Source organism: Falsihalocynthiibacter sp. S25ZX9 (assembly GCF_041205405.1).
In the GTDB taxonomy this organism is placed as follows: domain Bacteria; phylum Pseudomonadota; class Alphaproteobacteria; order Rhodobacterales; family Rhodobacteraceae; genus Falsihalocynthiibacter; species Falsihalocynthiibacter arcticus.
Genome location: NZ_JBGFCD010000021.1, coordinates 28,234 through 52,924, shown reverse-complemented (window position 1 = coordinate 52,924; position 24,691 = coordinate 28,234). Strand labels below are relative to the sequence as shown.

At 55.7% G+C, this 24,691-nt stretch carries 25 protein-coding genes and 3 pseudogenes; 10 read left to right on the top strand and 18 right to left on the bottom strand.

Annotated features, from left to right (window positions below):
- Positions 1-371 precede the first annotated feature (371 nt).
- On the bottom strand, positions 372-1,055 hold the full coding sequence (locus tag AB9F29_RS19030; protein ID WP_335586594.1) for a dimethylsulfonioproprionate lyase family protein: 684 nt from the start codon (positions 1,053-1,055) through the stop codon (positions 372-374).
- A gap of 171 nt (positions 1,056-1,226) precedes the next feature.
- Here AB9F29_RS19030 and AB9F29_RS19025 point away from each other — a divergent pair, with 171 nt between their 5' ends.
- Positions 1,227-1,934, top strand: coding sequence for an IS6 family transposase (locus tag AB9F29_RS19025; RefSeq protein ID WP_335586612.1), 708 nt, complete (start codon positions 1,227-1,229; stop codon positions 1,932-1,934).
- Between the two features lie 88 nt (positions 1,935-2,022).
- Here the strand turns inward: AB9F29_RS19025 and AB9F29_RS19020 are convergent, their stop codons facing one another.
- Positions 2,023-2,256 carry a hypothetical protein gene (locus AB9F29_RS19020; protein ID WP_369756832.1) on the bottom strand — a complete coding sequence of 78 codons (234 nt, stop codon included), beginning with the start codon at positions 2,254-2,256 and terminating at the stop codon, positions 2,023-2,025.
- Positions 2,257-2,416: 160 nt separating this feature from the next.
- Between AB9F29_RS19020 and AB9F29_RS19015 the strand changes: the two genes are divergently transcribed.
- On the top strand, positions 2,417-3,142 hold the full coding sequence (locus AB9F29_RS19015) for a Crp/Fnr family transcriptional regulator (RefSeq protein ID WP_335586596.1): 726 nt from the start codon (positions 2,417-2,419) through the stop codon (positions 3,140-3,142).
- 29 nt (positions 3,143-3,171) lie between these two features.
- Here the strand turns inward: AB9F29_RS19015 and AB9F29_RS19010 are convergent, their stop codons facing one another.
- The 16 genes from AB9F29_RS19010 to atpD form a co-directional block, all read right to left on the bottom strand.
- Positions 3,172-4,131 carry a carbamate kinase gene (locus AB9F29_RS19010; protein WP_369756831.1) on the bottom strand — a complete coding sequence of 320 codons (960 nt, stop codon included), beginning with the start codon at positions 4,129-4,131 and terminating at the stop codon, positions 3,172-3,174.
- A 1-nt stretch (position 4,132) separates the two neighbouring features.
- A complete protein-coding gene (argF, locus tag AB9F29_RS19005; RefSeq protein ID WP_335586598.1) occupies positions 4,133-5,134 on the bottom strand; it encodes an ornithine carbamoyltransferase in 1,002 nt (333 codons plus the stop codon).
- A 10-nt stretch (positions 5,135-5,144) separates the two neighbouring features.
- Positions 5,145-6,368, bottom strand: a complete 1,224-nt coding sequence (gene arcA / locus AB9F29_RS19000) for an arginine deiminase (protein WP_335586599.1) — start codon at positions 6,366-6,368, stop codon at positions 5,145-5,147.
- Positions 6,365-7,813: a YfcC family protein gene (locus tag AB9F29_RS18995; protein WP_369756830.1), complete on the bottom strand. Its 1,449-nt coding sequence runs from the start codon at positions 7,811-7,813 to the stop codon at positions 6,365-6,367. Before AB9F29_RS18995 ends, arcA begins: the two co-directional genes overlap by 4 nt.
- Before the next feature lie 113 nt (positions 7,814-7,926).
- Positions 7,927-8,304, bottom strand: coding sequence for a hypothetical protein (locus tag AB9F29_RS18990; protein ID WP_335586601.1), 378 nt, complete (start codon positions 8,302-8,304; stop codon positions 7,927-7,929).
- Position 8,305: 1 nt separating this feature from the next.
- Positions 8,306-8,710, bottom strand: a complete 405-nt coding sequence (locus AB9F29_RS18985) for a hypothetical protein (protein ID WP_369756829.1) — start codon at positions 8,708-8,710, stop codon at positions 8,306-8,308.
- Positions 8,711-8,834: 124 nt separating this feature from the next.
- Positions 8,835-9,080, bottom strand: a complete 246-nt coding sequence (locus tag AB9F29_RS18980; protein ID WP_369756834.1) for a hypothetical protein — start codon at positions 9,078-9,080, stop codon at positions 8,835-8,837.
- A gap of 159 nt (positions 9,081-9,239) precedes the next feature.
- Positions 9,240-10,079 (bottom strand): F0F1 ATP synthase subunit gamma, encoded by an 840-nt coding sequence (locus AB9F29_RS18975; RefSeq protein ID WP_369756828.1) that lies wholly within the window; start codon positions 10,077-10,079, stop codon positions 9,240-9,242.
- The gene (locus tag AB9F29_RS18970; RefSeq protein ID WP_369756827.1) at positions 10,076-11,620 is read right to left on the bottom strand and encodes a F0F1 ATP synthase subunit alpha; all 1,545 of its coding nucleotides are present in this window, start codon (positions 11,618-11,620) and stop codon (positions 10,076-10,078) included. Before AB9F29_RS18970 ends, AB9F29_RS18975 begins: the two co-directional genes overlap by 4 nt.
- On the bottom strand, positions 11,610-12,344 hold the full coding sequence (locus AB9F29_RS18965) for a F0F1 ATP synthase subunit delta (protein WP_369756826.1): 735 nt from the start codon (positions 12,342-12,344) through the stop codon (positions 11,610-11,612). The genes AB9F29_RS18970 and AB9F29_RS18965 overlap by 11 nt, the downstream gene beginning before the upstream one ends.
- Before the next feature lie 4 nt (positions 12,345-12,348).
- Entirely contained in the window at positions 12,349-12,594 is a 246-nt protein-coding gene (locus AB9F29_RS18960; protein ID WP_039001729.1) for a F0F1 ATP synthase subunit C, read from the bottom strand.
- Complete coding sequence (locus tag AB9F29_RS18955; protein WP_369756825.1) at positions 12,594-13,307, bottom strand: F0F1 ATP synthase subunit A; 714 nt, start codon at positions 13,305-13,307, stop codon at positions 12,594-12,596. Before AB9F29_RS18955 ends, AB9F29_RS18960 begins: the two co-directional genes overlap by 1 nt.
- Positions 13,304-13,615, bottom strand: coding sequence for an ATP synthase subunit I (locus AB9F29_RS18950; RefSeq protein WP_369756824.1), 312 nt, complete (start codon positions 13,613-13,615; stop codon positions 13,304-13,306). The genes AB9F29_RS18955 and AB9F29_RS18950 overlap by 4 nt, the downstream gene beginning before the upstream one ends.
- Positions 13,591-13,872: an AtpZ/AtpI family protein gene (locus AB9F29_RS18945; protein ID WP_082802260.1), complete on the bottom strand. Its 282-nt coding sequence runs from the start codon at positions 13,870-13,872 to the stop codon at positions 13,591-13,593. Before AB9F29_RS18945 ends, AB9F29_RS18950 begins: the two co-directional genes overlap by 25 nt.
- Positions 13,869-14,279, bottom strand: a complete 411-nt coding sequence (locus AB9F29_RS18940; RefSeq protein ID WP_335586607.1) for a F0F1 ATP synthase subunit epsilon — start codon at positions 14,277-14,279, stop codon at positions 13,869-13,871. Before AB9F29_RS18940 ends, AB9F29_RS18945 begins: the two co-directional genes overlap by 4 nt.
- Positions 14,276-15,739 carry a F0F1 ATP synthase subunit beta gene (atpD, locus tag AB9F29_RS18935; protein ID WP_369756823.1) on the bottom strand — a complete coding sequence of 488 codons (1,464 nt, stop codon included), beginning with the start codon at positions 15,737-15,739 and terminating at the stop codon, positions 14,276-14,278. Before atpD ends, AB9F29_RS18940 begins: the two co-directional genes overlap by 4 nt.
- 239 nt (positions 15,740-15,978) lie before the next feature.
- On the opposite strand from atpD, the pseudogene AB9F29_RS18930 reads away from it, so the two are divergent.
- The 8 genes and pseudogenes from AB9F29_RS18930 (at position 15,979) to AB9F29_RS18895 (ending at position 24,621) form a co-directional block, all read left to right on the top strand.
- A pseudogene (locus tag AB9F29_RS18930) lies at positions 15,979-16,685 on the top strand (IS6 family transposase).
- 109 nt (positions 16,686-16,794) lie between these two features.
- Positions 16,795-17,476 (top strand): annotated as a pseudogene (locus AB9F29_RS18925) (IS6 family transposase).
- A 245-nt stretch (positions 17,477-17,721) separates the two neighbouring features.
- The gene (locus AB9F29_RS18920; protein WP_335586609.1) at positions 17,722-18,378 is read left to right on the top strand and encodes an ABC transporter ATP-binding protein; all 657 of its coding nucleotides are present in this window, start codon (positions 17,722-17,724) and stop codon (positions 18,376-18,378) included.
- Positions 18,375-20,753: an FtsX-like permease family protein gene (locus AB9F29_RS18915; protein WP_369756822.1), complete on the top strand. Its 2,379-nt coding sequence runs from the start codon at positions 18,375-18,377 to the stop codon at positions 20,751-20,753. The genes AB9F29_RS18920 and AB9F29_RS18915 overlap by 4 nt, the downstream gene beginning before the upstream one ends.
- Complete coding sequence (locus AB9F29_RS18910; RefSeq protein WP_369756821.1) at positions 20,743-21,783, top strand: lipocalin-like domain-containing protein; 1,041 nt, start codon at positions 20,743-20,745, stop codon at positions 21,781-21,783. Before AB9F29_RS18915 ends, AB9F29_RS18910 begins: the two co-directional genes overlap by 11 nt.
- A 98-nt stretch (positions 21,784-21,881) precedes the next feature.
- Positions 21,882-22,549 (top strand): annotated as a pseudogene (locus AB9F29_RS18905) (IS6 family transposase).
- A gap of 218 nt (positions 22,550-22,767) precedes the next feature.
- Complete coding sequence (locus AB9F29_RS18900) at positions 22,768-23,223, top strand: hypothetical protein (RefSeq protein WP_369756820.1); 456 nt, start codon at positions 22,768-22,770, stop codon at positions 23,221-23,223.
- A gap of 141 nt (positions 23,224-23,364) precedes the next feature.
- Positions 23,365-24,621 carry an ABC transporter substrate-binding protein gene (locus AB9F29_RS18895; RefSeq protein ID WP_369756819.1) on the top strand — a complete coding sequence of 419 codons (1,257 nt, stop codon included), beginning with the start codon at positions 23,365-23,367 and terminating at the stop codon, positions 24,619-24,621.
- The last annotated feature ends 70 nt before the right edge of the window (positions 24,622-24,691 follow it).

The window sequence follows — 24,691 nt, the reverse complement described above, 5'->3', positions numbered from 1 at the left end:
CATCGCTGAGAGGAAAGGCCAGCGGTCACATGCACCGCGTCAACAGGCCGGACACATGACCGCAACCTGCAACGATCAAAATCAGCTCAAATAAATCCTTGCAAAACAGGGGCCGTCAACACATGACACCACCGTCCATACATGGCACCACCCTTGGAGCCAATGAGGAAGAAGCGAGAGGGAATTCATCCATTGCCCGGCAGGCGATTGTAAAGCAATCTGCCGAATGGGGGGCTCGCGGCGACGATACTTCGGGCCGCATTCAGAAGCCGGATATACGTCAGAAACCGTGAAACCTATCCAGATCTAACTAAGGTGTTGCAAAAAGGAGGGGTCCATAAATGTCCACACATGATAGCACCACTCTGCCACTACTTTGATCTCCGAAAATTCATGGTATTTGAAGTTAGAATCTCGGGCGGTGCGATCCAAGCATATGCGAGCAGTGCCGGATCGATATCGGAAACGGTTATCCGGTGTAGTTGTTCGGGCGGGTTGAATATCATAGATCCAGGGGTGTAAACGCCCTGATGGTTCTCGCTGACGGCACCAGAAAGGCAGACATAACTCTCTGTAATGCCATTGTGTGCATGAGCGGGATAGGTGCATCCTGGTGCAAAAAGGACTACTCCAAGAATCACCTCGGTCGTGCGGATCGGCCCCTTGGGGCCCGCAATCTCGGCATAACCGTACTTTTGAGCTAAGCCCTTGGGAATTTTCTCGTAACCGTATTCCCAAGAAAGATCGTCACGTACAGCGTCAAGTGCTCGGACCATCGACACCATTTGATCCTTCCGACCAAGGTCAATGGAGCGACGCAAATGATCCGTTACTGGCAATCGGTCTGGGGTGCGCAAAACAACGGGAGGATTTGCCTTGATGACGCGCCCAATTGCTTCTCGAACAGCGCGCTGGTGGCTCCGTATCTTGGTGCTCCCACCGGACGCGATTTTCCGGTAAAGATCATAGTATTCCCTTAAAAGGTAACGCATATCGACGGCATCATTTAGCCGTAGTTGTGTTTGGGGTGGTGTTGGATCTTGGTCTAGTGTCATGGCTGTGCTCTTTATTTGTAGGCAGAGAAAATTTTAGGCAACTATGCGAAAGAGAGTGATTAAAACCTCACATTGACAGCACGAATTGAAATTTTGAGCAATATGTTTCATTATGTCATTGTCAGAAGAAACTGCCTTGAGCGGTGCGGGGCAACCAACTAGCGTTTGATTATAACAAAACGCTCTCCTTTTCGCTATTTCAAAACGAGCCCTAAGCTTATTTGCTTAGCGGCGATGCTTTACGTCCGATTTCCGCTCTCACTTCGAAACGTAGAGGATTTACTCCACGAGAGAGGTATTGAGGTGAGCCACCAAACGGTGCGATTTTGGTGGAACAGGTTCGGGCCAATGCTTGCTTCAGAGATACGGAGGAAACGAGTGGAACGATTGAGGTCCTGGCCTCAATGGCAGTGGCACCTAGATGAGGTTTTTGTAAGGATAAACGGTGAGAGGCACTATCTTTGGCGTGCGGTTGATAGCGAAGGCGAGGTGTTAGAAAGCTACGTGACCAGGCGTCGAGATCGGGCCGCGGTCCTTAAATTCATGAAGAAAGCAATGAAACGGTACGGCCAACCTGAGGTAATAGTCACTGACAAGTTACGTTCCTATAGCGCGGCGATGAAGGTCATCGGGAATTTGGCCAGACAGGAAACGGGGCGTTGGAAAAACAATCGGGCTGAGAATTCACACTTGCCGTTCCGACGACGAGAACGAGCGATGCAGCGCTTTCGCCGAATGCGAACATTGCAGAAATTTGTTTCTGTTCACGCCTCCGTTTTCAACCACTTCAACAAAGATCGCAGCCTTTTCCAAAGAGTTCATTTCAAAGCAAACCGCACCGCCGCTCTGGCTGAGTGGCGCGGTCTTTGCGCGGCATAAAGGGCAGTTTCTCTGTCCTTGCAGAGACGAGTTCGAATTGGTCTTACAGCACCTAGGCGCGTACGGCCTATTCCAAGGTGAGATTCTACTATTTGCGGGAGAAATCACCACCAGAGAGGATGCGATTAATTAGGCTTGCCACAGCCTTGTGCGTTTCAAGGTCAGCCTCTGAGCCGTCAGCATTTTCATGTGTAGCAGACGCGTCCTTGAGAACCCCTAAAATTTCGCTTTCGGGCAGGACTTTTGCGTCGTTTAGCGCAAGAAGTAGCGCTTCGCAGATCGACAAGGCCGCGATTCCTGAATAGGCTTCATGGTCAGGCATGTTTTACTGCCTCTGATAAAGAAGGTACCCGATATTCAGGGTGTTTGAATTGCTCTCTGAACAGGTATACAGATAATCCCTAAGTTGCACTGATCCACATCAGCAAATAGTGCCCTTTTTTCGGAAGAGTTCGCTGTGACTCGAAATGAGGACGACATTGATGAATAATGCCTATTTGGTTCGTAAGTTGGGGGCCTTTGTCGCCCTATCCGAAACCGAACTTGCATCCCTTGAAGCCCTGCACAAGCGGCGACGGGTTTTTACCGTCGGGCGCGATCTGGTGCACCAAGGGCAATCGGAACATACGGCCTATGTTCTCGCGTCGGGCTGGGCTTGCTCGTATAAAATTCTGCACGATGGCCAACGCCAGATTATCGACTTTCAGATTCCAGGTGATTTTTTGGGTCTGCGCAGCGTTTTACTACATATGTCGGATCACAGCATTGAGCCGATCACCGATATTGAAGTCTCCGAATTTTTGGTCTCGGACTTAATGGAGGCCTTCACCCAAACGCCCCGCTTGGCCATGGCGATCCTCTGGGCCGCGTCCCGTGATGAAGCGATGGTGGTTGAACATCTGGCGGATATCGGACGGCGGAGCGCGGCGGAACGGATGGCGCATTTCCTGCTGGAGCTCGGTGCCAGACTTGCGTTGGTCGGGTTGGGCAGTAAAAAAGGCTATGCTTGCCCCCTCACACAATACCTTTTGGCGGATGCCCTTGGCTTGACCGCAATTCACGTCAATCGCGTCCTACGACAGTTGCGCGAAAGCGGTTTAGTCACGTTTCGGGATGGGTACGTGACCTTCGATGCCTATGACCGCCTGACCGAATTCGCGGAGTTTGACCCAACCTATCTGGATCAGATTGGGCCGTTGTTGAGCTAAAGGTTGTACCGCAATTTTTAGTGCAGCCTTTAATCCAGCGCTCCGCCTTCGTTGTCCCAGACTTTAAGCGGTTTGGCCGCGTCCGACAGGATGTTGGTTCCGGCGCGCTGCTCCAGAATTGCGCGGGCGTCCGACAATTGGCCGATTCCGGCAAATGCGCCGCCACCTTGCACAAAGGCTACCGCAGCACTGACCTTGGGTCCCATTGAGCCGGGGGCAAGATCGAGTTTGGCCAAGGCCTTGGGGGTGGTCATTCCGATCAGGTGCTGGTTGGCTTGGCCGAAATTCTCAAAGACGGCCTCTACATCTGTAAGCAGCAAAAGCGCGTCCGCCTTAAGTTCCGTCGCAAGAAGCGCTGCCGTTCGATCCTTGTCGATCACGGCCTCCACTCCCTCCATCGCACCGTCCGCATTGCGCAGGACGGGAATGCCACCACCACCCGCACAAATCACGCAGTGATCCGCGTTGAGCAAAGCATTGATTGCCTCGATGCCCAGAATCCGCAGGGGCAGGGGCGAGGGCACCACGCGGCGCTGCCCGCCTGTGGCCTCGGTTACCATGGTCCAACCATGATCCGTCGTCGCGCGCCTTGCCTCGGACGCGGTATAAACAGGCCCGATGGGCTTGCTTGGCTTCTCAAAAGCGGGGTCTTTTGCGTCGATTTCAACGCGGCTTAACAATGTGGCACAGCGGGAGCCCGCAGGCAGGGCGTTCATCAATTCTTGTTCGATCAAATAGCCGATCATACCATCGGTTTCCGCCCCTAGCACATCCAACGGCCAAAGCTTTTCGGGATCATAGGCGGCCGCCTGAAGCGCGAGTAGGCCAACTTGTGGGCCGTTTCCATGGGCGACAATGATCTGATGATCGCGAGCTAGATCCGCAAGGGCCGTGGCCGCAATTCGCACATTCGCAAGTTGCGCCGCCGCCGTCATCGGCTGACCCCGTTGCAACAACGCATTCCCGCCAAGGGCAACAACTATGCGCATCCTATGCCCCCATCGTGGCGACGAGAACCGCCTTGATTGTGTGCATCCGGTTTTCGGCCTGATCAAACACAACCGAGGCAGCGGATTCAAACACCTCGTCCGTTACTTCCATGCAATCGATGCCGTATTTTTCAAAGGTCGCGGCGCCAACTTCTGTGTCGCGATTGTGGAAGGCAGGTAGGCAATGCAGGAACTTCGCGTAGGGGTTTCCGGTCTTTTCCATGACGTCGGCCGTGACGCGGTAAGGCGATAGAAGGGCGATCCGCTCTTCCCAAACCTCCTCTGGTTCCCCCATCGAAACCCAAACGTCGGTGTAAACAAAATCGGCGCCTTTTAGCCCCTCAGCGTGTTTTTCCGTCAGGGTAATCCGCGCACCGGAGGTTTCGGCAATTGTTCTGCATTGGGCGACGAGGTCAGGATTCGGCCAACAGCTTTTCGGTCCGCAGAGGCGAATATCCATACCTATCAGGGCAGCTCCAATCATAAGCGAGGAGCCCATATTATTGCCCGCGTCGCCCATAAAGCAAAAGGCGGTATCGGACAGATGTTTGTGCGTGAATTCGCGCATGGTCATTAAATCCGCGAGGATTTGTGTGGGGTGAAAATCGTCAGTTAGCCCGTTGAACACGGGTACACCTGAGAATTCAGCCAAAACTTCAGCATCCTTCTGGCCAAAACCACGATATTCGATCCCGTCATAAAATCGCCCCAACACGCGAGCGGTGTCTTTCATCGATTCCTTATGGCCGATATGACTTCCCGTGGGGCCTAAATAGGTTACATGCGCCCCCTGATCAAAGGCCGCCACTTCAAAACCGCTGCGTGTACGGGTGCTGTCTTTTTCAAAAATCAGGGCGATGTTTTTGCCCTGCAGTTTTTGCACCTCAAAGCCACCATTCTTAGCGGTTTTAAGGCTCGATGCCAGTTGCAGCAGGTGTCTGATCTCATCGGGGGTGAAGTCGAGAAGGGTTAAAAAGCTTCTGCCGTGTAGGTTCTGTGGCATAATAATATCCTTAAATTTCGTCGCGAATGAGGGGGCAGGTCATACAGTGCGAACCACCGCGCCCGCGCCCAAGTTCAGATCCGGGGATGGTGATGACCTCCACGCCTGCTTTGCGCAGCAAGGTGTTGGAATAGACATTGCGCTCGTATCCGACGACCACACCGGGCTCCAAACACAGAAGATTGTTGGCATCATCCCATTGCTCGCGGGCGGATTCATACGCATCTCCCCCCGTTGGAATGGTCCGAAGGGCTTTGATCCCAAGCGCATCGGCCACGACCTCAAGAAAGGGTTTTGCCTCCACTTCAACGGCGATGGTGTTGCCGTCGCCGGGGCGCAGGCTGGTACAGCGGATAGCGTCTGTGACCTCGGAAAAGACCGTAACAAGATCGCGGTCACAGAAGGTAAATACAGTATCGAGGTGCATCGCGCCGCGAGATTTGGGGAATTGGCAGGCGATAACGCGGGTTGCGCCGCCACTCGCAAAGAGGTTGCGCGCGATCTGGCTGACGGCCTGTGGCGTGGTGCGTTCGCCCATGCCAATCAGGACTGTGCCGTTGCCGATTGGCATGACATCGCCGCCTTCGACGGTCGCGGGGCCATGATCCTGCTTTGGGTCGCCCCACCAGATCGGAAAACCTGCATCCTTGAAATCTGGATGGAACCGATAGATCGCGGCAAGGTTCAGCGTTTCAAGGCGGCGTGCGGGCCAATGCATGGGGTTCAGGGTGACGCCGCCATAAATCCAGCACGTGGTGTCACGGGTGAAAATATGATTGGGCAGCGGCGGTAAAATGAAGTCGGCGGGGTCCAGCATCGGTGCGAGAACACCGTTGGACTTGATGGGAAGTTCGCCGCGACTCATGCCACCGATCAGGATGGTGGACAACAGATTTGCATCGACCTCCATCAGATGCGCCAGCAGATCATCAGCAAGGCCCACGCCGACGGTATTGTCGTTGATCCGCGCCTCCAGCAGCCAGCGGCGGGCCTCCATATCGGCAAGGGTCTCGGTCAGCAGTTGCCGCAAATACACCACCTCAACCCCGCGGTTGCGCATCGCATCGACAAAAGTCATATGCTCGATACGGGCCTGTTTGACCCAAATCACATCGTCAAACAGCAGTTCTGCGCAGTTTGAAGGCGTCAGACGTGCCATCGCAGCACCGGGTTTGTGAACAAGGACGCGGCGCAGTTTGCCGGCCTCAGAGTGAACGCCATAGGTCAGGGTCATGCGGTTGTTCCTTGTAGGAGGACGCCAAGACTGAGAGCGACCATGATGATAATTGAGAGCCCGAGAAGCACAGGCCAGACGAAACGGAGCCAACGTTCATAGGGGACACGGGCGATAGCGAGACCGCCCATGACGACAGCGGATGTCGGGGTGACGAGGTTAACGACGCCCTCAGCCGATTGGAACGCAGTGACAACGAGGCTGCGCGCGACGCCCGCAAAATCGGCGACGGGGGCAAGGATCGGCATCGACAGCACCGCAAGTCCCGACGTTGACGGCACGAAGAACGACAGTGCGACTTCGATCCAGTACATGACATTGATAAAGACAATCCGGTTCAGGCCAGTGACGGCGCCTTCGGCCCAATGCAGGATGGTGTCGGTGATGTGACCTGCGTCCATGACAACGACAATGCCCCGCGCAAGGCCGATGATCAGGGCTACGCCAAGTAGATCGCGCGCGCCGCCGACGAAGGCCTCAACCAAGCCTTTTTCGCCCAACCGCCCAACGATGCCGATACCGATGCCCGCAAAAAGGAATAGCCCGCTCATTTCGGCCATCCACCATTCGTTGAGGGAAACGCCCCAGATCATCACAGCAAAAGTCGCCCCGAACAGCAGCAAAACGATTTTGTGCAGAGGGGTGAATTCGGTGGTGACGCCTGCTTCGCTGCGAAAGTGCGCCTCGTTTTCGGCTTTGCGATCAAAGACCAGCGAGCGTGACGGGTCGGCCTTGACCCGCGCCGCATAGCGCATGACATAGGCAACGGTTGCCACGAAAGTGACGGCCAGAATGCCAAGCCGCAGCGCTAACCCGTCCGTAAAAGGAACACCCGCAGCATCTGAAGCAATCACGGTTGAAAACGCATTCACGGTTGAGCCGAGGACGCCAACCCCTGCGCCAAGCATAATTACCGCCACAGCCGTCAGTGAGTCATAGCCCGCCGCGATCATGATGGGCGTTAGTAGCACGTAAAAGGCCAGCGTTTCTTCGGCCATGCCCTCGGTTGTGCCGCCTAATGCAAACAACCCCATCAAGATCGGGATCATCCATTTTTCCCGCCCCTTCATACGCGTCATGGCTTGTTTGATGCCGGCGTCAATGGACCCCGTGGCCGTAACCACACCAATAAACCCGCCGATCATCAGGACGAACAGAGCCACGTCAATGGCGTTTGCCGTATAGCTAACAGGGTCGTAAAAACCGGCAATCGGGGCGAGGAGGATGTCAAAAATGCCCTGAGGGTTCGCCTCTGTGAGGGCGTAGGAGCCCGCGACGGGGACGTCTTTGCCCAGCACCTCCGAGGCTTCCCGCATGTATTCACCGGCTGGGATCACCCAAGTCAGCGCCGCGATAATCACGATCAGCAAAAAGAGGATGGTATAGGCCGACGGAAAGCTGAATCGGGATGGGTTTTCGGATTGTTTGGAGTTGGGGGAAGCCATGGATGTGTCCTTTGCAAGCCAGCCATAAATGGACGTTGGCGCATGTGGAAAATCTTGGTGAGGAGAATTTAGAGACGTGGTTTGAGGTTACGGAGTGGCCGTGGTTCGGCCCCTCATGGTAGGGGAGTTTGCTGGTGTGACAGTCGCAGCCACGTAGCGTCGTCTTTCATGTAGGTCGAAGTGCAGAGTGCTGTGTAGAGCGGCACGCCCTCTCGCTCAGCAGAGACACGATAGGCCACAACCGCGATACCGCCTTTGCGTGTAATATAGCGCTCGCTCATCACAACCGAGCGCCAGCGCTGCGACACGTCCGAGGATTGTCCAATCGCGTCTCCCTGTAAAAATCCGGCAGGATATGGATAGACAAAGATCGCATTCTTGGCCGTCATTTGACGCGCACTTTCGGCACCCTGTGTCCAAAACCGTTCTTCGAGGTCCCAAAGGGTGATCTCGGTCTTGATCGGGGTCGCGGGCGTTGTGGTGGTGTTCATCTCAATATCCCTGCGCCAGTAGTGCAATCCAACCAAACAACAGGACCGTCGCGATGATCTTGTAAATAGGTGCTCCAAAGGGTGGCATCATAGTTCCGGTGGAGTCCGTCGGTGCGGAGGCGGCCGGTTGGGGCATACGAGCCAGCAACGTTGCGACGGTTTTATCGTAATTCGGTGCGCCTGCGGGTACGTCTGTGAAGGTTGCAATCAGCGTCTCAAGACGTTTTCGCGCCGCGCCCACGGGCAATGTGGCTAAATCCGAGGCTTCGGCCCATGGATCGACGTCAAGCCGCGCCAGCATCGACAGGAGGGAGACATGCGCCCCTTTTTTGTCTTGGCCGACAGGGGTGCTGAGAAACGCCGCGAAGGCTGGGTCTCGCTCTAGCGTTTCGGTTGTACATGCCATTTGTGAAATTCCTTGCTTGTGTCGAGGGGGAATCCGATATGTCCCGTGAGTCGGAACACGCGGCATTCACCTCCGTGTTTATGCGTATCCTAAGAGAGGAAGTTCGGCCTTGGGCTGACTCAAATCAGTATGCGGCCATTAGGGTGCATCTGGGAGCGTTGCTTCCTCTGTTAAACGCGATGTCTGTGGCGGATATGGATTTTTCCTGCGGCAGATATAGCATCACTCCGGGGGCGAGCGCCCCACAGCGGCGGCCCATAATCAGACTGTCCAGCGCGGCGAATCTCATGCTGCTTGCAACACTGCGCCGGTGTTTGAGGACGCACATGCTTGCACCGCTGCCAAGATGTTGGTGCAGGGTGCTGGCGATATCCTCATAGGGCAGGCCGTGGAACCCTTAGCGGCAGGATAAGGCCCGTCGCTATCGTAAACCTAGGGCATTATCTGCGGCGCAACCTTGATGTGGGTCAGCGGCCGGTCCTGTGGTGCGTCTTATCATTCTGAGCAACCGGATGTGCCGTCACCAAGCCTACTTTCGGGCTTGGGCTGCCCCAGTGCCCAGTTCTATGATTTCAGCGGTAATTGCTTCTTGTCGTACACGGCGTAATTTGGCTTGAAACGCTTCCAACTCACGCCCGATTTGGCTGCCCGCAGAGGACATGGCCTCCATACGCGCTTCATTTTCGGCGGCAAAGGCGTGCAGCGCGGCCTTGCAAACCTGTGCATGAAAGTAATCCTGTCCGAGGCTGTCTAGCAGGGCTGTTTCGGAAATCTGGGTTAGGGGACGGTCGGTTTTGGATGCGGGAAGATCAGAGAGATCAAGCGGAAACAGCCGTCGTCGCAGGAGCGCGGGTCGCCCAGAGGTCCACCCCGTATAGACAACGTCGAGTTGGGTAATCCGCCTCGATTCCACCGCGTGATAGATCGCTTTCGTTGCGTCATCTGCCAGTTTCGGGATGCCATTCGTATGCGACGGCAGTGGCCCCGCCCAATGCGGTGTGATCCCACGGGCGGCTATAATCGAAAGGCCGCGGGTGCCGATCAGGAACAGGGTTTCTGGGGTGAGGTCTTTGGGCAAACTGTCAAGCACACGTTCGCTAAAGGCCCCCGCGAACCCTTGCTCGGCGCAAAATACGAGCAGGCCAGTCCTGTCTGAATCCGCGTCCAAATTTTCGCGCGGATCGGTGCGGGGGCCGATGGCGTTTGCCATTGCCGCCGCAATTGTCGCTGCATAGCTATCGACGACATCAACTTGGCTGCGCGCCATATGGGCGCGGGCGGCGGCGATGCCCTTCATGGCATTCACCACGGCACCGAGTTGGCGAATACCCGTGATGCGGGCGCTGATATCGGCCAGACGTTCGGTCATGGACTTGCAGGGTCTTCGCTCGCCTCGGTCTTGTCTTTGGCCAGCGACGCGGCAAAGTGGGACAGCGCCGTCATCAAACTCTCGCGCGATTTCGGGTCAAGTTTTCCCGTCTCGGCAAGGGTACTGAGGGCATTTGCGGCAGTATTGTCTAACGCGGCGGGCAAACCTGCGCGAAACGCCGTCACTGCCTCCAGCGGCAAACCGTCGAGCAATCCCGATTGCACGGCCAGCATCAGGGCGACCTCGTCGGCCAGTCGGAACGGTTCATGTTGTGCTTGGCGCAGCACTTCGCGAATGCGTGCCCCTCGCGTCAATTGTTGGCGCACGCGGTCATCGGGCATGCCACCAAAACGGGTAAAGACCTCCAGCTCCAAGAACTGCGCATAGTCCAGCCGAAGCGTGCCTGCCGAAGTGCGCAGGATCGGGGCTTGGGTTTTCCCCCCCACGCGACTGACGCTCAGGCCGACATCCACGGCGGGTTTCTGGCCCTGATGGAACAAGGCCGCATCCAGCACGATCTGCCCGTCAGTGATCGAAATCAAGTTCGTCGGAATATAGGCCGATAAGTTGCCTGAATCCGTTTCGGCAATGGGCAAGGCCGTCAGCGATCCGCCACCTCGCTCTGGCGACAGTTTGGCCGCTCGTTCGAGGAGCCGCGCATGGATATAAAACACGTCCCCTGGATAGGCCTCGCGCCCTGGTGATTGGCGAGTCAGCAGCGCGATCTCGCGGTGTGTGGCGGCATGTTTCGACAGATCATCAATCACAATCAGCGCATGTTGCCCTTTGTCGCGGAAATGCTCAGCCATGGTAATCCCGGCGTAGGGCGCGATCCATTGCAAGCCGGGAGGGGAGGCCGATCCGGCAACCAATACGATACAGCGCTCGAATGCGCCCCGCGCCTGTAGCGCATCAATGGCGCGGCGCACGCTGGATGTTTTTTGCCCCACGGCGACATAGATACAGATCATATCGCTCTGCGCTTGGGCGATAAGAGCGTCAACCGCGAGCGTCGTTTTGCCAGTAGAATGGTCGCCGACGATCAACTCGCGCTGTCCTCGGCCAAGGGCGAAAAGCGTGTCCACCACGACAATTCCAGTCTGCACCGGTTCGGTCACAAGATCGCGCTCAATGATCGACGGCGCCGGACGCTCAATCGGCAGAACCGCATCGGCCTCGATAGCGCCTTTGCCATCAAGGGGGCGACCAAGGGGATCAACAATGCGCCCCAAAAGCGCCTCGCCCACAGGCACATTGACCACTTCGCCCGTGCCAAAGACGGCATCGCCAGCCTCAACATTCGTGGCACTGTCAAGCAGGACACAGCCGATCAAGTCGGGGTCCAGCACCCGCGCAAACCCCACCTGACCGCCTTCAAATCGTAACACTTCGTCAAGCCGCACATCGCTCAACCCCGAGATCATCGCCACGCCGTCGCTTATTTCTTCAACCCGTCCACGGTGTTCGGCGCGCGGCCCCAACGGGGCGCTTTGCACCGCATTCTGCGCAGTGGTGAACCAGTTAGATGTGTCATGCGGCATCCTTCACCGCCTTTCGAATACGTGCCAAATCTGCTTGCCAACTGTTGTGCAGCACAAAATGTGCGCTGCGCAGTTCCAGCCCTGCAATCAGATCGGGATCGGTGACGAAATGCAGCGACGGCGTGCCGCCAAGGGAGTCGCATATCGCTGTTTCGAGTGCTTCGCGTTCCGTGCCAAGATCGGTCGCGGTGATGATCTCAATGCCCGAAGGATTGGCAACCAGCGCGGCGCGATCGGTGGCGGATATCTTTTCGATAGCTTCAATCAGCAGCGTCAGAAACGCAGTCTGTACCGTGGGGCTGTTCAACCGCTCCAACAGTTTGACCGCGATGTCTAGCGAAAGATCAGAGGCCTGCGTTGCGTTGGCTTTGCGGGCAGCTTCGGTGTTTCGTTCGATGGTGGCCTGTGCGGCGGCTAACGTCTCCTCGGCCTTGGTGCGCGCAGCGCTGCGGGCGGCCTTCGCGGCGGTTTCTGCTTCAACAGAGGCTTTGGCGAGGACGGCATCTCGTTCGGCGTCGATATCGGCCCGCGCCCGCGTCACCTCTTCTAGAGCGGTATCCGCTTTGTCCTGCGTAGCATGTGCCGTATCCATTATCGCTTGGCTTTCGTCCTGACGTCGGGCAATTGCACCCGCCACCGGACGCCAAAAAAGGCGCGAGAGCAGCCAAATAAGGATCAGGACGTTTACCGCCTGCAAGCCAAGGCCCCAGAAGTCGATTGTCATGGGTTTATCCTAGCAACGGGTTGGCGAATAACAATAAAAGCGCGATAACCAAGCAATAAATCGCCGTGGTCTCGATCATCGCGAGACCGACAAAAAGGGTGCGAGAAATCGTATTCGCGGCCTCTGGTTGGCGCGCAATAGCGTCCATGGCCGCGGCGACAGCGCGCCCTTCGGCCAGCGCGGGTCCAATGGCGCCAAACGATACGGCAAAAGCTGCGCAGACGATGCTTGCTAGGCTGAGATAATCCATCATATGTCCTTTTGTTTTGGGGGAAGGGCCTGCTTGGTGTCAGGCTCTGAACTTTGGCCGTCCTCGACCGTAGCGGTGATGAAAACCAATGCGAGAACGGCAAATATATAGGCCTGTACCAGCCCCGTCAGCAGATCGAGCGCCATCAGGGGGATCGGCACAAGAAGCCCCGCCAGCGAAGCAACAATGCCAACGATAAACACGCCGCTCATCACGTTGCCAAAAAGGCGGACGAACATTGAGAAGACGCGGGTAACGCTTTCCAGCATGTTCAGCGGAATCATAACGGGATTGGGCGCTGCGAAGGATTTGAGATAGCCCCCCAACCCGTTGCTGCGCATTCCAAACCAGATCACCGAAAGGAACACGAGAACCGCAAGTGCGGCATCGGTTTCAAGCTGTGCGGTTGGAGGGTCTAATCCGGGCACAAGGGAGGTCCAGTTGGCGACGAGGATGAACAGGAACAACGAGCCGATAAAGGCGCGATACGGGGCCGGTTTTGCGCCGGTTGTTTCGCGGATTTGGGTATCGATTGTGTCGACAATCAGTTCCAGCGCGGCCTGCCGTTTGCTTGGAACGAGGGTGAGATTTCTCGTTAACAGCACAGCTCCCAGCACCAGCACCGCCATGATCGCCCATGTGGTCAGAACCGCCTGCGTAATTGGCACGGGGCCGATATAAAACAGGACGACGGAAGATAGCGGCGAATTCATGCGTCAACCTTTCGCGCCCAGCGGAGCATCAACGCCTTGGCGCATAAAACCCCAGCAAGGGCCGCAATCAGCGCAAAACCATCCGCGCGCACCGCGATATAAAAGCCCACGCCAAGGCCCGCCAACCGTCCAAAAGTCAAGAGCAGGGCAAGCAATGGATGGCCGTGCCCGATAATGAGATCTGCGGTCACGCGCAGAGCGTAAAAATACGCATATCCGAGCACCAGACCGCCCAGAAAACTGGCCGGAAGGAGGAGGGAAAGGGGCAAGTTCGCGAGGTAGATCATCGTGCATTCATCCATTTCCATGCGGTCCAGCCGCCAAGGCAAATTCCCAGCACCATAAACGGGGCTGTCCAGAAAATACCGCTCTCAAGGCGCGCATCAAGCCACCGCCCAAAGAACATTCCGCCAAGCGTTGGCACCACAAATATCCACCCCAGCACCCCGATTTGGGCGAGGCGGCGCCCCACAGAAAGGTCGCCTTCGCGCAACCAACGGTCGCGCCGTTCGCGCCGCAGACGGGCTTGGGTTATGAGCGGGTCATCTTCTGGCTCAGGTTTCACCGGAACGCTCCCTTATCTGCGCCAGAGTGAAGCCGACTAACCATGCGCCGGATCGCGTTTAACTGAAGCGCGACCGTTTCGGTTCGCTCGACACGTTCGGCTTCTGCGTCGGATTGAAACCGCGCCAAAATCTCCCGGTCGAGGGTTGCAAGGTCATTTCCCGCCACGGCCTCGCGGGTGGCAATGGCGACCGTGGTGCCGTCGGTCACAGTCAGCACGCCGCCGCGCACCGCGCAGAAATGCTCCTGTTTTGCCCGTCGCCAACTGACGATTGAGATGGTGAGCGCCGTCAGGAATGGCGCGTGGCCCGTCATTATACCAAAACTGCCGCTGGGGTCTTCGGCGCGCAGGCTGTCAATGTCCTCGTCCACGATGACCGACAATGGCGTCACAATCCTGAGTTTCATGCGACGGCCTCTTTATCCGAAGAATCAGATTTCTTTGCGGCGGCTTCTTTTTTGCGGGCATCCTCTAGGGTGCCGACCATATAAAGCGAGCTTTCGGACCAATCATCGGTGGTCCCGTCGAGAATGGCGCGGCATCCCGCGAGGGTGTCAGCAAGGGGAACACTCGCGCCCGATATGCCGGTAAAGGCCTCGGTCACCATGAATGGTTGGGTCAGAAACCGTTGCAAACGCCGTGCGCGCTTAACGACCAAACGGTCAGCAGCCCCGAGTTCCTCAACGCCAAGCAGGGAGATAATATCGGTCAACTCTCGGAAACGCGCCAGCGCTTGACGGACGGCTTCGGCGGTCTGGTAATGTGCCTCGCCCACGACAAGCGGATCGAGCAACATCGAGGAGGAGGCTAGCGGATCAATTGCGGGATAAAAACCTTCGGCTGCTTGCGCGCGGGACAGGACAATAACGCAGTCCATATGGCTGGAAATTGTGGTGACGGCGGGGTCGGTAAAATCGTCGGCAGGGACATAGACGGCCTGAATCGCTGTCACAGCAGACCCCGCAACCGAGGCAATTCGTTCCTGTAGCCCCGCAACTTCGGTTGCCAATGTCGGCTGATAACCCACGCGAGAGGGCAGGCGGCCCAAAAGGCTCGACACCTCCGCGCCAGCCTGAACAAAGCGAAAAACATTGTCCATCAAGAGCAGCACGTTTTGGTGTTTCTGGTCGCGAAAATATTCCGAAACAGTGAGGGCCGTGAGCGCCGCGCGCCACCGCGCCCCGGGGGGTTCGTTCATTTGACCATAGACCAGCACGGTGCGCTCAAGAACGCCGGAGTCGCGCATTTCTGTGAGAAGTTCATGTCCCTCGCGAGACCGTTCGCCAATGCCTGCGAAAACCGAAATTCCTTCGTATTTCTCGACCATGGCGCGGATCAATTCCATGACCAGCACCGTCTTGCCAACCCCCGCGCCGCCAAACATCGCCGCCTTGCCACCCTGCGCCAATGGCGTCAGGAGGTCGATGATTTTGATGCCGGTTTCGAACACATCGGTGGTGCGGGTTTGAGCGCTTAACGGTGGTGGTTTGGCATGGATGGATCGACGCGGCGTATCCTCAGGCAGGTCAGGCCCGTTGTCTTGCGGATTGCCTACAACGTCCAATAGCCGCCCGAGGACAGCCTCGCCAACGGGCACGGCAACGGGGCCGTCCATGGAGCGCACGGACACCCCGCGCGCAAGTCCCGCCGTGGATTGAAACGCCACGGCGCGCACGGTTGTGAGGTCTAAATGGCTGTGGACTTCGAGTATAAGGGGTGTTGGCACATCCCACTCAACGGTGAGGGCAGTATTGATCGGCGGCAGCTCGGTCCCCGCAAAAACCACATCAACAACAGCGCCTCTGACGGCATGTACAATACCCTCGGGTAGGATTGGCGGCTTCGGCTTCGCGTCGTGCTTTCGCATGAAAAATCGGTCTTTCGGTCGTGGGATTCTGCATTCTCAACAAATGTAAAAGGTCGCTCAGGCGGCTGTGCTAATCGATGTTAGCAATATGGGAGAGAATTTTTGGAGGTTTTCGAGCCCCATCTGAACGCACCCGAAACACAGGGCTCTTATTTAAGAGCCTTGTCCTCCAGCATCCTCGCAGGCACTGTCAGAGGAAACTGACTTGAGAAGGCAGGGTGGCGATCTAGCGTTGTGTCATGATAAAACGTTTCCCTTTCCGTTACTTCAAAACGATCCCCGAGATAATCCGCCTGGCGGTGATGCTTTACGTAGATTTCCACTGTCGCTTCGGAATGTTGAAGATCTTCTGCATGAACGAGGCATCGATGTAAGCCATGAAACCATTCGATTTTGGTGGAACAGATTTGGTCCCATGTTTGCCGCTGAAATCCGCCGTCGACGCGTCCAACAACTGCGCTCTTATTCAAACTGGCAATGGCACTTGGATGAAGCTTTTGTGAAGATTGACGGAGAACGGCATTACCTTTGGCGAGCCGTTGATCACGAAGGAGAAGTGCTGGAGAGCTATGTAACAAAACTCCGGGATCGCGTCGCAGCCCTCAAATTTATGAAGAGAGGGATGAAACGGCACGGCCAACCTGAAGTTATCGTCACGGACAAACTACGTTCGTATGGCGCAGCGATGAAGGTCATCGTAAATGCGGGCAAACAGGAGACGGGGCGCTGGAAAAATAATCGAGCCGAGAATTCTCACCTACCTTTTCGACGACGAGAACGCGCCATGCACCGCTTTCGTCGAATGCGAAGTTTGCAGAAATTTACCTCCGTCCATGCATCCGTTTTCAACCACTTCAATCAGGAGCGCAGCCTTTCACAAAGAGATCATTTCAAGAATAACCGCACCGCTGCTCTGGCTGAGTGGCGCGGTCTTTGCGCGGCATAAAGGGCAGTCTCACTGGCCTAGCCGAGACGAGTTCGAATTTGTCTGACACCACCAACGCTCTCCTTTTCGCTATTTCAAGACGTCTCCTGAAATCATCCGTCTTGCGGTGATGTTGTACGTCAGATTCCCACTCTCACTTCGAAACGTGGAAGATTTACTCCACGAACGAGGGATCGACGTGAGCCACGAAACGGTTCGGTTTTGGTGGAACAGATTTGGCCCAATGTTTGCAGCTGAGATCCGTAGACGGCGGGTCAGTCGGATGCGATGTTACTCGAATTGGCAATGGCACCTGGACGATGCATTGCCCGGCAAGGCATGCTTGCATGCCTGAGAGGGTTTTTGTGAGGATAAACGGCGAACTGCACTATCTCTAGCGGGCCGTGGATCACGAGGGTGAGGTGTTGGAATCCTACGTTACGAAACGCCTAGACCCCAAGGCCGCATTCAAATTCCTCAAGAAAACCATGAAACGTCATGGCAGAACCGAGGTGCAAGTTACCGACAAACTGCGTTCCTACTGCGCGGCGATGACAGTCATTGGCAACGCGGCGAAACAGGAAACAGGACGCTGAAAAAACAATTGCGCTGAGAATTCACACTTGCCGTTCCGACTACGAGAGCGAGCGATGCACCGCTTTCGCCGAATGCGAACCTTGCAGAAATTCGTTGCGGTCCACTCTTCCATTCACAACCATTTCAATCAAGACCGAAGCCTCCCCCAACGGGATCAATTCAAGGCCGCTCGTACTGCCGCTCTTGCAGAATGGCGTGGACTTTGTGCGGAATAAAAGGGCAGGGCTACTGGCCTAGCTGAGACGCGTTCGAATTAGTCTGACACCACTCCCTGGGTACGAAAAGCGGCGCGTATACGAACCAAATACACCCTAAAAAAACCGTAAACCACCCTGCAAGGCAGGACCATTCCAAGTCTTGGGTTGTGGGCGACCAAGTGTTCACCTAGCTTTGTTTCGGTAAAACTTGGGTATCCGCACCCGATGACGCGCAATCTCTTGGGAGCGAATAGGGGCACAGAATGCTACTTGAATTTGATTCCGTCCAAAAGTCTTTCCCTAGCAGTGATGGACCGGTGCCGATTTTAAGGGGTGTCACTTTTGGGTTGGCCAGGGGCCAAACGATGGCCTTAACGGGGGATTCCGGAAGCGGCAAAAGCACACTTTTGCACATCGCAGGTGGATTAGAACCGTCTGATTCTGGTGCGGTGCGCGTATCCGGTCACACTCTGACACACCTTAATGATGCAGCGCTCGCCGCTTTGCGTCGAACAGAGATCGCGTTGGTTTTTCAGCAATTTAATCTGATCCCCTCCCTTACCGTTGCTGCAAATATTGCGTTTCAGGCACGGCTGTCAGGTCGCGAGGACCAGGCTCATATTGACCATCTCGTTGCGGCTTTGGGTCTAGCGGACCAATTGAAAAATTACCCAGAGACACTGTCTGGCGGGCAGCAGCAGCGGGTCGCCATCGCTCGCGCCCTTGCCGCCAAGCCCAAGCTGTTGTTGGCGGATGAACCTACCGGAAACCTCGACGAAACAACTGCTGCGGATGTTTTGGAGCAGATGATGCAACTGGTGGCGGACACCGGTGCGGCGTTGCTGATTGTTACCCATTCCCCAAGAATTGCGGAGCGCATGGACCTTGAAATGCATTTGCGCGGCGGTCATCTGGCGTGATCCGAACCTGCTTGGCTGCATTGCTGTCGCATTGGCGTCGCAACCCGATCCAGCTATTTGCCTATATCACGGGCCTTGCGCTGGCGACGGCGCTGTGGTCCGGCGTGCAGGCGATCAACTCCGAGGCCCGTGCGAGTTATGATGCTGCTGCTTCCACGCTTGAAGACGGCCTGTTTGACCTGTTGCTCCCACGGCAAGGCGAAGCGATCCCACAGGCTGTTTTTGTCTCGCTCAGGCGGTCTGGATGGCTTGTTTCTCCTGTGATTGAGGGGCGATTGGACGATGTGCGAATTTTGGGTATTGATCCAGTAACCTCTCCTCTGAGCTTTGGGGCAACTAACGGGACGGATGGGCCGCGCGCACTTGAGTTTATGCGCATAGGAGGTCTGTTTGCTGACGCAGAAACCGCGCGGAGCCTAGAAGGGGTGGTCGAGGTTTCGGTCGACGCGAATATCCCAACTGGCATCGCCGTCGGAGATGTTGGGGTTGTGCAAAGGCTGCTAGGGCGCACCGATCTGACGCGCCTTATCCTGCTGCCAGATCAACCAATCACGCAACCTCAACTGAGTCTTGTAGCGCCTGACTTGCGTCTTCAACCCGCTCAGCAAGGAACCGACATCGGTCAGTTGACCGATAGTTTCCATATGAACCTAACGGCCTTCGGTCTGCTCAGTTTTGCTGTTGGGTTATTCATCGTCCACAGCACAATTGGGCTGGCTTTTGAACAACGACGCGGCATGATCCGGACCTTGCGGTCACTGGGAATGCCGCTGCGAACGCTTGTTACGCTGATCACGGTAGAGATGCTGACTTTAGCCACACTCGGGGCTGCCTTGGGGATTGCGCTGGGTTACTTCATCGCGGCGATGTTGCTGCCGGATGTGGCCGCCACACTGCGTGGGCTTTATGGCGCGGAAATCTCCGGTACGCTTGAGTTGCGCGCGGAATGGTGGGTGTCTGGCCTCCTGATCACTGTCCTAGGAACGGCGATGTCCTTGGCGGGCCGAATCTGGCAAATCTCAAAAATGCCGCTTTTGGCAAGTGTGAAACCAAGGGCGTGGGCGATGGCCTCCGCATCGCGGTTTCGTCTTCAGATCGTAAGCGCGGTGGTCTTACTTTTGTCAGCATTGCTCCTTGCGATTTTTTCGACGAGTCTCGTTGCAGGCTTTGTTCTACTAGGTTGCCTTCTCATTGGTTCGGCACTCGCTCTGCCGGTGCTGCTGGAACGGATCATAACATTGTTCGAAAACCTGACACATTCACCAGTGTGGAGTTGGTTCTGGGCCGACACGCGGCAACAGCTGCCCGGGTTGAGCCTTGCTTTAATGGCGCTGTTATTGGCGGCTTCTGCCAATATTGGCGTCTCGACAATGGTGTCGAGCTTCCGGTTGACCTTTGTCGCCTTTTTAGATCAACGGCTTGCACCAGAGCTGTTTATTCAAACAGATAGCGCCGATCAAAGTGCCGAATTAGAGGCGTTCTTGTTGCGAGAAGTGACCGAAGTTCTGCCGCTCCTCTCGACAAACATTCAGATTACGGGGCAGCCTGTGCGCTTGTTTGGCGTGCGGGTCGGTCCGACTTATCGCGAAAACTGGGCTTTTTTGGATGCCGCGCCTACCCCATGGGATATGGTCAAAGCTGGAGAGGCCGTTGTCGTCAACGAGCAGTTGGCACGCCGCTCCGATCTGTGGGTTGGAGACATGGTGCAGATTGCGTCGGATTTTAACCTGCCCATTGCGGCGGTTGTTGGGGACTATGGAAATCCAAGAGGGCAGGTTGTTATGTCCGAGACCGTATTTCAAACGATGTACCCAGATATCCTAGTGTTGCAATTTGGGGTGCGGACCCAAGACGCCGCGGGTCTGCGCCAAGAGATCGTGCAAAATTTTGACATCCCCAACAGCGCGATCACCGATCAGGAAGCGATCAAGGTTCAGGCACTGCAAGTGTTTGAGCGGACCTTTACCGTGACGGCCGCTCTGAACGCTCTGACACTTGGCGTGGCAAGTTTTGCTATACTGATGTGTCTTCTGACACTTGCCGATATGCGTGTGCCTCAACTGGCGCCCGTCTGGGCTATGGGCCTTACGCGCCGAAGCTTGGGCCAGTTGGAACTGTTACGCATCGTTCTCCTTGCGGCGCTAGTGTTTCTATGCGCATTGCCGCTTGGTTTGGCGCTGGCATGGGTGCTACTCACAATCATCAATGTCGAGGCCTTTGGCTGGCAATTGCCGCTCTACCTTTTCCCGCAGGAATATGCGCGGCTGGGGGTTTATGCTTTGATAGCCGCGCTCTTGGCGGCAACTTGGCCTGCGCTGCGTCTGATGCGAATTGCACCGTCCTCCCTGTTGAAAGTTTTTGCAAATGAACGTTAAGCTGCTGGTTTTTATATGCTTATGGCCGATGAGCGTGATGGCGCAGGGTTTTTTAGGCCTAGGCGCGGATGCCGAAGGGTTTGCGATTCCGCAACCTGATCCGAGCTTCTCTTTTCCCACCGAACACGGTCCGCACCCAGACTACCGTATCGAATGGTGGTACCTGACTGCAAACCTTACGGGACCGGACGGAACGCCTTATGGTCTGCAATGGACGTTATTTCGGTCTGCCCTTTCACCCGGTGATACGAACGGCTGGCAGTCGCCCCAGATTTGGTTTGCCCATGCGGCCATCACGACCCCCGACCAACATTTTGCCACCGAACGCTTTGCCCGTGGCGGGATCGGCCAAGCAGGGGTGCAGGCAAATCCTTTTCATGCTTGGATTGATGAGTGGGCGCTGCAAGGCCCGGATTTCAACAGGATGACACTTACCGCAAACGGCCCAGATTTTGGCTACGCAATGTCGCTTAATGCAGAAGGACCTTTGGTCTTCCACGGCGACGACGGGTACTCCGTAAAGTCCGCCGAGGGGCAGGCGAGTTATTACTATTCCCAGCCGTTCTTTAATATCGAAGGGGTATTGACGCTGCCGTCTGGCGATGTGCCTGTCACAGGTACCGCATGGTTGGATCGGGAATGGTCATCCCAACCTCTGTCTGACACCCAAATAGGGTGGGACTGGTTTTCGCTCTCCTTTGAGGAAGGGTCAAAGCTCATGGGGTTTCAATTGCGACAAACTGACGGGTCGTTCTATTCATCCTCGACATGGATCGCACCCGACGGGGCAAGCACGTCCTATTCCGACGGCTCGTTTACTGCGGAACCACTCGCCGAAAGTAGAGTCGAAGGTCGAAAACTACCAACCCGTTGGCGTGTCACATTGCCAGAAGAAGGCGTCGATGTGAGCGTCGCTGCCCTAAACCCAAATGCGTGGATGGGCCTGTCGATCCCATATTGGGAAGGTCCAGTCACGGTAGTCGGCAGCCATGAAGGACGGGGATATCTGGAGATGACAGGCTATGATTGATCCGGGCATTGTCAGAGGAAATTCGCTTGATGCGGGCATCTGGTGTTGTCAGCAGAAACTGGCTTGAGACGGGCAGGGAAGGGGTTTAGCGTTCTACCATGACCAAACGCTCCCCATTTCGCTATTTCAAGACCAGCCCAGAGATCATTCGCTTGGCGGTAATGCTGCACGTTCGATTTCCGCTTTCACTGCGCAATGTGGAAGACCTACTGCATGAGCGCGGTATTGATCTTCGCCATGAAACTGTCCGTTTCTGGTGGAACCGGTTTGGCCCGGTGTTTGCTGCTGAAGTCCGGAGGAGACGGGTTCAGTAACTTGGTGCTCATTCGAATTGGCAATGGCATTTGGACGAAGTGTTCCTAAAAATCAACGGTGAAACCCATTACCTCTGGCGGGCCGTTGACCACGAAGGTGAGGTGCATGAAAGCTATTTCACCAAGCGCCGGGATCGCAAGGCCACATTGAAATTCTAGTTACCGATTAACTTAGCTCATACGGCGCCGCGATGAAGGTAATTGGTAACGCGGCGAAACAGGAAACTGGTCGTTGGAAAAACAAACGCGCCGAGAACTCGCACTTGCCGTTTCGACGACGGGAGTGGGCAATGATCCGCTTCAGGCGCATGAGAACCTTGCAGAAATTCGTTGCCGTCCACGCTTCCATCCACAACCTTTTTAACCAGGACCGAAGCCTCTCCCAACGCGATCACTTTACGGCCAGCCGCACCGCCGCACTGAATGAGTGGCGCGGCCTTTTTGCGGCATAAATAGGCAGGGCCACTGGCCTAGCTGAGACGAGTTCGAATTTGTCGGACAGCAACTCACTGAGGCGTTTCGGAACCGTCGGACAGCGCCAAAATTTATTCATTGGAGCAACAAGTCAGACGCTGAGATATCTAGGCAACGTCATTGGAATGGATTTTGCGGGATTGGTCGGCCACTGTACGATTGTGTCCCATCTGTTCAAAGAAGAAAGAGTGCGCTTATGGTAAACTCAGAAAACAGCAATTCATTCTTTGCTGCCTTCCAACGTCCGGCATGGATTGTCATGATGGTGGCCCAAATGTTGTTGGGGCTCGCATTGTTCCTCACATTGATCTTGAAGTTTTACATGCTCGTTGTCGGGGTGGATGGCTGTCTTGAAGGAAGCACATCCACGGGAAATTTGATCCGCTGTACAGGGACATTAGAGATCGTCGCCAATTTTATCTTTGCTTTGGCCGGATTTAGATTCGCAGAATTTATGTTCCAAGAACGACCGCGAGCGATGTTAGGGCCATTGATGGTGGCTGTTTCTGGGGTGTTTGTTATGCTCATGTCCGGCCTGACGTATCAGGTTGCCACATGGTCCGTTGCTGCGACGATTCTTACGCTTATGCTGGCCATTTCGGCGATTATTGCGGCGCAGGTCTACCTGCGTTCCAACAATCACCGGTCCTAATCTTCAGATAAAAAGACGTTTGGTTACGCCGGCGCACTTGTCGTGATCAGGGAATGGCTGTGAATGAGTCACGGTAAATTCCATTCCCCAAGCGCCCGTGTTGGTGGTTTGGGGGTTATAACTAGATGGGAGGAACGACACATGAAAAAAACACTTTTAGGATCATTGTCCATGCTGGCGCTTGTCAGTACGGGGGCAACGGGTGTCATGGCAGAAACGCTGAAAATTGGTGCTCTGGCAACGCTGGAAGGCACGTATACCCAACTCGGTGAAGATGGTATCCGCGGAATCACAACCGCTTTAACAGCGGCAGGAAACATGGCTGGCGGTCGCGACGTTGAGGTCATCACGATTTCCACCGATGGCTCACCTGACAGTGCGTTGCGTGCGGCGCGCAAATTGGTTGAGCAAGATGGCGTGGACATAATCCTTGGCCCCCTCTCCGGCTCTGAAGGAATTGCTCTACGGGATTATTCAAAAACCCAGCCTGGAACGACATTTATCAACGGTATTTCTGGTGCACAGGAAACCACCTATGTCACACCGTCAGAAAACTTCTTTCGTTTCAATTCGGATGGCGCGCAATGGTCCGTTGGCTTAGGCAACTATGTGTTCAACGAAAAGGGCTACAAAAAAGTTGCCACGATCGGCGAGGATTATTCCTTTATCTACACACAGGTGTTCGGTTTCGCAGTCGAGTACTGTAGTGCGGGTGGAGAAATCACAGAGCGCTTCTGGGTGCCGCTAGGTACAAAAGACTTCGGCTCGATTATCGCGGCATTGCCTGATGATGTAGATGCGATCTATCTCGGACTTGGCGGCGGCGACGCGGTTAACTTCCTCAACCAATACCAGCAAGCAGGCGGCGAAGCCAACCTGATTGGTGGTTCGATCATGGTTGATGGTACTGTGCTAAACTCCGAAGGCTCTGCGAAAGAAGCTCTGATTGGCGTTCCCTCGTCGGGCATGATGGCGGACACGTCAACCGATCCGCGTTGGACCAGCTTTGTTGACCTGTACCAAGGCACGTTTGATGAGGGCGACCGCTTCCCATCACCGTCCCTGTTTGCCCTTGGGTACTACAACGCGTCGTCGGCCATGTTGCAGTGCATGGATGCCGTTGGGGGCGATCTTTCCGATGGCCACGCGGCGTTCCGCAGCTGTCTGAGCAACCTGACATTGGAAGCGCCAAATGGCGACATCACGCTTGACGAAAACCGCCAAGCCGTTGGCTCCAACTTCGTTGTTGAAGTGGTCGAGCAAGCCGACGGTAGCCTCGCAACTGAAGTTGTGTCGGTTGTTGAAGGTGTGAACCAAACTCTTGGCCTTGACGCCGAAGCCTTTGCGGCAATCGGTCTTCCAGGACGCGACACACCGGTTTGTAAGGCGACTTACTAATCTAAAAATGGTCCGGACGGACTCGCTCGTCCGGACCCCCATTTCCACGTATTCATTGGACATCGCCTCG

Excerpts from the sequence above, each read along its gene's own strand:
- AB9F29_RS19030 (WP_335586594.1), bottom strand. The coding sequence starts at position 1,055 with ATGACACTAGACCAAGATCCAACACCACCCCAAACACAACTACGGCTA.
- AB9F29_RS19020 (WP_369756832.1), bottom strand. The coding sequence starts at position 2,256 with ATGCCTGACCATGAAGCCTATTCAGGAATCGCGGCCTTGTCGATCTGC.
- AB9F29_RS19015 (WP_335586596.1), top strand. The coding sequence starts at position 2,417 with ATGAATAATGCCTATTTGGTTCGTAAGTTGGGGGCCTTTGTCGCCCTA.
- AB9F29_RS19010 (WP_369756831.1), bottom strand. The coding sequence starts at position 4,131 with ATGCGCATAGTTGTTGCCCTTGGCGGGAATGCGTTGTTGCAACGGGGT.
- argF (WP_335586598.1), bottom strand. The coding sequence starts at position 5,134 with ATGCCACAGAACCTACACGGCAGAAGCTTTTTAACCCTTCTCGACTTC.
- arcA (WP_335586599.1), bottom strand. The coding sequence starts at position 6,368 with ATGACCCTGACCTATGGCGTTCACTCTGAGGCCGGCAAACTGCGCCGC.
- AB9F29_RS18995 (WP_369756830.1), bottom strand. The coding sequence starts at position 7,813 with ATGGCTTCCCCCAACTCCAAACAATCCGAAAACCCATCCCGATTCAGC.
- AB9F29_RS18990 (WP_335586601.1), bottom strand. The coding sequence starts at position 8,304 with ATGAACACCACCACAACGCCCGCGACCCCGATCAAGACCGAGATCACC.
- AB9F29_RS18985 (WP_369756829.1), bottom strand. The coding sequence starts at position 8,710 with ATGGCATGTACAACCGAAACGCTAGAGCGAGACCCAGCCTTCGCGGCG.
- AB9F29_RS18975 (WP_369756828.1), bottom strand. The coding sequence starts at position 10,079 with ATGACCGAACGTCTGGCCGATATCAGCGCCCGCATCACGGGTATTCGC.
- AB9F29_RS18970 (WP_369756827.1), bottom strand. The coding sequence starts at position 11,620 with ATGCCGCATGACACATCTAACTGGTTCACCACTGCGCAGAATGCGGTG.
- AB9F29_RS18965 (WP_369756826.1), bottom strand. The coding sequence starts at position 12,344 with ATGACAATCGACTTCTGGGGCCTTGGCTTGCAGGCGGTAAACGTCCTG.
- AB9F29_RS18960 (WP_039001729.1), bottom strand. The coding sequence starts at position 12,594 with ATGGATTATCTCAGCCTAGCAAGCATCGTCTGCGCAGCTTTTGCCGTA.
- AB9F29_RS18955 (WP_369756825.1), bottom strand. The coding sequence starts at position 13,307 with ATGAATTCGCCGCTATCTTCCGTCGTCCTGTTTTATATCGGCCCCGTG.
- AB9F29_RS18950 (WP_369756824.1), bottom strand. The coding sequence starts at position 13,615 with ATGGAAATGGATGAATGCACGATGATCTACCTCGCGAACTTGCCCCTT.
- AB9F29_RS18940 (WP_335586607.1), bottom strand. The coding sequence starts at position 14,279 with ATGAAACTCAGGATTGTGACGCCATTGTCGGTCATCGTGGACGAGGAC.
- atpD (WP_369756823.1), bottom strand. The coding sequence starts at position 15,739 with ATGCGAAAGCACGACGCGAAGCCGAAGCCGCCAATCCTACCCGAGGGT.
- AB9F29_RS18920 (WP_335586609.1), top strand. The coding sequence starts at position 17,722 with ATGCTACTTGAATTTGATTCCGTCCAAAAGTCTTTCCCTAGCAGTGAT.
- AB9F29_RS18910 (WP_369756821.1), top strand. The coding sequence starts at position 20,743 with ATGAACGTTAAGCTGCTGGTTTTTATATGCTTATGGCCGATGAGCGTG.
- AB9F29_RS18900 (WP_369756820.1), top strand. The coding sequence starts at position 22,768 with ATGGTAAACTCAGAAAACAGCAATTCATTCTTTGCTGCCTTCCAACGT.
- AB9F29_RS18895 (WP_369756819.1), top strand. The coding sequence starts at position 23,365 with ATGAAAAAAACACTTTTAGGATCATTGTCCATGCTGGCGCTTGTCAGT.